This is a genomic window from Streptococcus pseudopneumoniae (assembly GCF_001072315.1).
In the GTDB taxonomy this organism is placed as follows: Bacteria; Bacillota; Bacilli; order Lactobacillales; family Streptococcaceae; genus Streptococcus; species Streptococcus pseudopneumoniae_R.
Map to the genome: position 1 here is coordinate 1 of NZ_JVLI01000017.1, position 3,887 is coordinate 3,887.

At 41.5% G+C, this 3,887-nt stretch carries 5 protein-coding genes; all 5 read right to left on the bottom strand.

From position 1 onward, the window contains the following. Positions 1–120 precede the first annotated feature (120 nt). The gene (locus ADH54_RS00825; protein WP_049523473.1) at positions 121–738 is read right to left on the bottom strand and encodes a TIGR01906 family membrane protein; all 618 of its coding nucleotides are present in this window, start codon (positions 736–738) and stop codon (positions 121–123) included. Then, on the bottom strand, positions 728–1,501 hold the full coding sequence (locus ADH54_RS00830; protein WP_049523475.1) for a TIGR01457 family HAD-type hydrolase: 774 nt from the start codon (positions 1,499–1,501) through the stop codon (positions 728–730). The genes ADH54_RS00825 and ADH54_RS00830 overlap by 11 nt, the downstream gene beginning before the upstream one ends. A 10-nt stretch (positions 1,502–1,511) precedes the next feature. Then, on the bottom strand, positions 1,512–2,249 hold the full coding sequence (locus ADH54_RS00835) for an acyl-ACP thioesterase domain-containing protein (protein ID WP_049523477.1): 738 nt from the start codon (positions 2,247–2,249) through the stop codon (positions 1,512–1,514). Positions 2,250–2,253: 4 nt separating this feature from the next. Next, entirely contained in the window at positions 2,254–3,384 is a 1,131-nt protein-coding gene (gene hemW, locus ADH54_RS00840) for a radical SAM family heme chaperone HemW (RefSeq protein WP_049523479.1), read from the bottom strand. Between the two features lie 175 nt (positions 3,385–3,559). Next, a partial coding sequence (locus tag ADH54_RS12110) for an LPXTG cell wall anchor domain-containing protein (protein ID WP_049523481.1) occupies positions 3,560–3,887 on the bottom strand: 328 nt, incomplete at its 5' end.

A 3,887-nucleotide genomic window follows, 5' to 3' on the forward strand; every position in this document is an offset into this window, starting at 1 on the left:
CCGTACTCAAGTACAGCCTGCGGCTAGTTTCCTAGTTTGCTCTTTGATTTTCATTGAGTATTAACAATAGTTTCAAATCACATACCTAACTTATTTATTCAAAATAAGAACATCTTAGTATTATTTCCTACGACTTTTCAGATAAAGAGAGCCAAAGAAGTTTTCATAGAGGGCGAAAAAGAGGAGGAAGGCATGGAGGAAGAAGGTCTCTGGTAAAATCAGAATAACTGGATCCTTGGCTGGATCAAAAAGCCAGGTATCATCTCCCACAAAGAGAATTTGATGAAAAAGAGTAAAGAATTGATCAAAACCAATCAAGACTCCCCCAAGCCCAATCAGCAAAGGCAAAACCACTAGAGCCAAAAGCCCTTTACTAAATAGAGACAAGAAGCCCTTTTTCACAATCCCTTTGACAAAGAAATAGAAACTTGGCAGCGTCACTAGGGCAACTAACTGTACCAAGTGAAAGAGATTCTTCACCACCGCAAAGTGGTGCAGACCAGCTGCTGATGAACGAAAATCTGGCATTTCTAAGACTTGGCTAAAAGGATTGGTCAGGTAATTCATCAAGATATGAAAGTTGTATTGAATGGTTTCTGGTTTTAGATAAACTCGATTCGTTAAGTTCAGCCACTGAATTTCCAGCGGATAGAAAATCCAAGCTAGATAAATGGTCAGAAGGATTGAGAGGGAGAGGAGAAAGAGCATAGAGCTCAAAAAGGTCAGTTTAGTTTTCATCAAAATCCCACTCCGCTAGGCTAGAAACCACATGAGTCGGTGCGATTGGTAGGTCTGCTACTTCTTCTGCCTTGGTAAAACCTGTTGTCACCAAGAGCGTTGGAATGCCATTGTCAATCCCTGCTCGGATATCCGTCAGATAGTTGTCGCCGACCATGATTAATTCTTCACGTTCCAAACCTAAGTGCTCAACCGCCTTGTCCATAATGATGGCATTTGGTTTTCCGATATAAACAGGCTTCACTCGTGTTGCTACTTCAAGCAAGGTAATCAGTGAACCAGCACCTGGCAAAAGACCGCGTTCTGTCGGGATGTTGAGGTCAGGATTGGTTCCAATAAAATGGGCACCCTTTTGGATAGCAAGTGTTGCTATCGCAAATTTTTCATAGTCGACTTGCCAGTCCAGTCCTACTACCACATAGGCTGGATTTTCCTTGTCTTCGACATAACCAGCCGCCTTGATGGCTTCCTTGAGCCCTGCTTCACCAATGACATAGACCGTCTTTTCCAGTCCCAAGTCATTCATATAGTCGATGGTTGCCAAAGTCGCTGTGTAGACAGTTGATAGGGGCGTATCGATATTAAAATTCTGAGCCAGCATCTCCTGAACACTTTCTGGAGTGCGGGTTGTATTGTTGGTCACAAAGAGATAGGGAATGTTCCGCTTTTGCAATTCATGAATAAAAGCTTCTCCTGCTGGAATTCTGTCTTTTCCCTTATAAATGGTTCCGTCTAAATCAATTAAATAGCCTTTATATTTCATATATTTCTCCCTAATCCTTCTTCATTTCTTGCCAAGTGATGATAGCTTGGGCACTGGTAGCACCATCGCTTGTAATCTCATGCTTGCTTTCCAGTCCAGTCCGTTCAACAGCTGATGTAATCACCCCACCTGGTCGAACTTCCTTGACATACTTGAGGTTGATTTTCTTGGGAATATACTGGGTCAAAAAATCCGCTCCCATGACCTCAAAAATCCAGTCCAAGTATTTACTGTTATTGACATGACCATTCATATCCAAGTCGTAAAAACGAACATGGTAATCCTTGCTGATTGGCTCTTCCAAGGACTCATACTTTGGTCCACGAATAAGCTTTTTATCAAAATCAGACTGATAAGGAGCCACAATCTCAGGTTCAACAGCATGGACTTTTCGACTGTCTCGATCCATGAGAACAAAGGTCGCCATCATGTGGATAAGTTCCCGTCCCTCTTCATCATAAATAGTAAAGCGACGGTAGCAAAAGAGCCGATTGTAGCTCAAAGCTTCCGTTTCGATAGTGATTTCTTCTGCAAAACGAGGCAAACGAACCACCTCAATATCATAATCTGTGATAATCCAGACCAGATTATGCTCTTCCAAAATAGTCTTATCACTAACTCCCAGTTCAATCGACTGCATCCCTGAAACTTGCAGGGACAGTAAAATCACATCTGGAAGCTTGATATGACCGTTCATATCAGCCATATCAAAAGGAATTTTCATTTTCATTTGATAAGTTAAGCCCATCATCCTACTCCAAAATAAATCGTTCTGCTACAGTGTCTCCCAAAAAGAGACCTCTTTTTGTCATGCGCACGCGATCACCGTCTATTTGCATGAGACCTTGTTGAACCAAGTCTCTGACGATTTCGCCATATAGTCCATCAAAAGACCGTCCAAATTTTTCCTCAAATCGCACCATGGAGACTCCTAATTTCTTTCGGAGTCCCAGGAACATTTCCTCTTCCATTTGCTCCTTTTGACTCAGGTGTTCTTCTGTGATCCGAGCATTGCCTTCCTCAACTGCACTGAGATAATGACGAATCGGACCATGGTTTTTATAGCGCACTCCATCTACATAACCAGATGCCCCAGCACCGATGCCATAGTATTCAGCATTGTCCCAGTACATAAGATTGTGACGACTTTCAAAACCAGGCTTTGAGAAATTGGAAATCTCATAATGCTCAAAACCAGCTCGCTCCAACTCTGCGATGATATACTCAAACATCTCAGCTTCCAGTTCCTCCTTAGGCAGAGGCAATTTCCCTCGTCGCATACGGTTCATAAAGACCGTATGATTTTCCAAAATCAAGCTATACAAACTCATATGGGGAATATCAAGTCCAATGGCCTTAGCAACATTTTCCTTGACTTGATTCATGGTCTGACCAGGTAGCGCATAAATCAAATCAATGGAGATGTTGTCAAAACCAGCCAGTTTCAGACGGTCAATATTTTCATAAATATCCTTCTCCAAATGACTGCGCCCAATCTTTTTCAGCATCTTGTCATCAAAGGTCTGCACACCTAGTGAAACACGATTGACAGCTGAGTTCTTCAACACAGCTATCTTATCCGCATCCAAGTCACCTGGATTGGCTTCAATGGTCAACTCCTCCAAGGCAGACAAGTCCAAGTTTTTAGTCAAGCCCTTCAACAACACCTCTAGTTGTGAAGCTGACAAGGCTGTCGGTGTCCCACCACCGATGTAGAGGGTTCGCAACTTTTGAATATCATAAGAACGAAACTCTTCTAACAGATGTTCCAAATAGATATCTACCGGCTGATTCTTGATGAAGACCTTTGAAAAGTCACAATAATAACAAATCTGGGTACAAAATGGGATGTGCACATAGGCTGACGTTGGTTTTTTCTGCATAGTAATTATTATACCATAAAAAGCGAACAATACTTAGAATTCCGTTTAACAAAATCCTAGCATTGTTCGCTTTCTTTATCTAATCATTCTTTTTATTTTATGACTAACACGATTCCCAGAACCAATCTACTTTGTCATAAAATACCACAGAATGAATGTTCATCTGACTAATTTTTTAGTCTTCTTTTTTCTTGCGAGCTACAAGTCCAAATCCACTCAATAGTCCAAGAAGTCCTAGAGATGCAAGAGTCGCATTTGATTCTGTTCCTGTATTTGGCAATACATTTTGAGAATCATTTGATTTAGCTCCATTATCCATAGTAGTCTTAGTATCTACCTGATCTGCATTTGGAGTTGGAGTAGCTGGTGTTGGTGCATCTTGACCAGAACCTCCATTATTATCAGGTGTCACTGGCGCAACTGGATTTGTATCTGTTGGTGTTTCTGGTGTTACCTTAGCTGGAGTTTCAACTTTAGGAACTTCCACTGCTGGTTTATTTGGT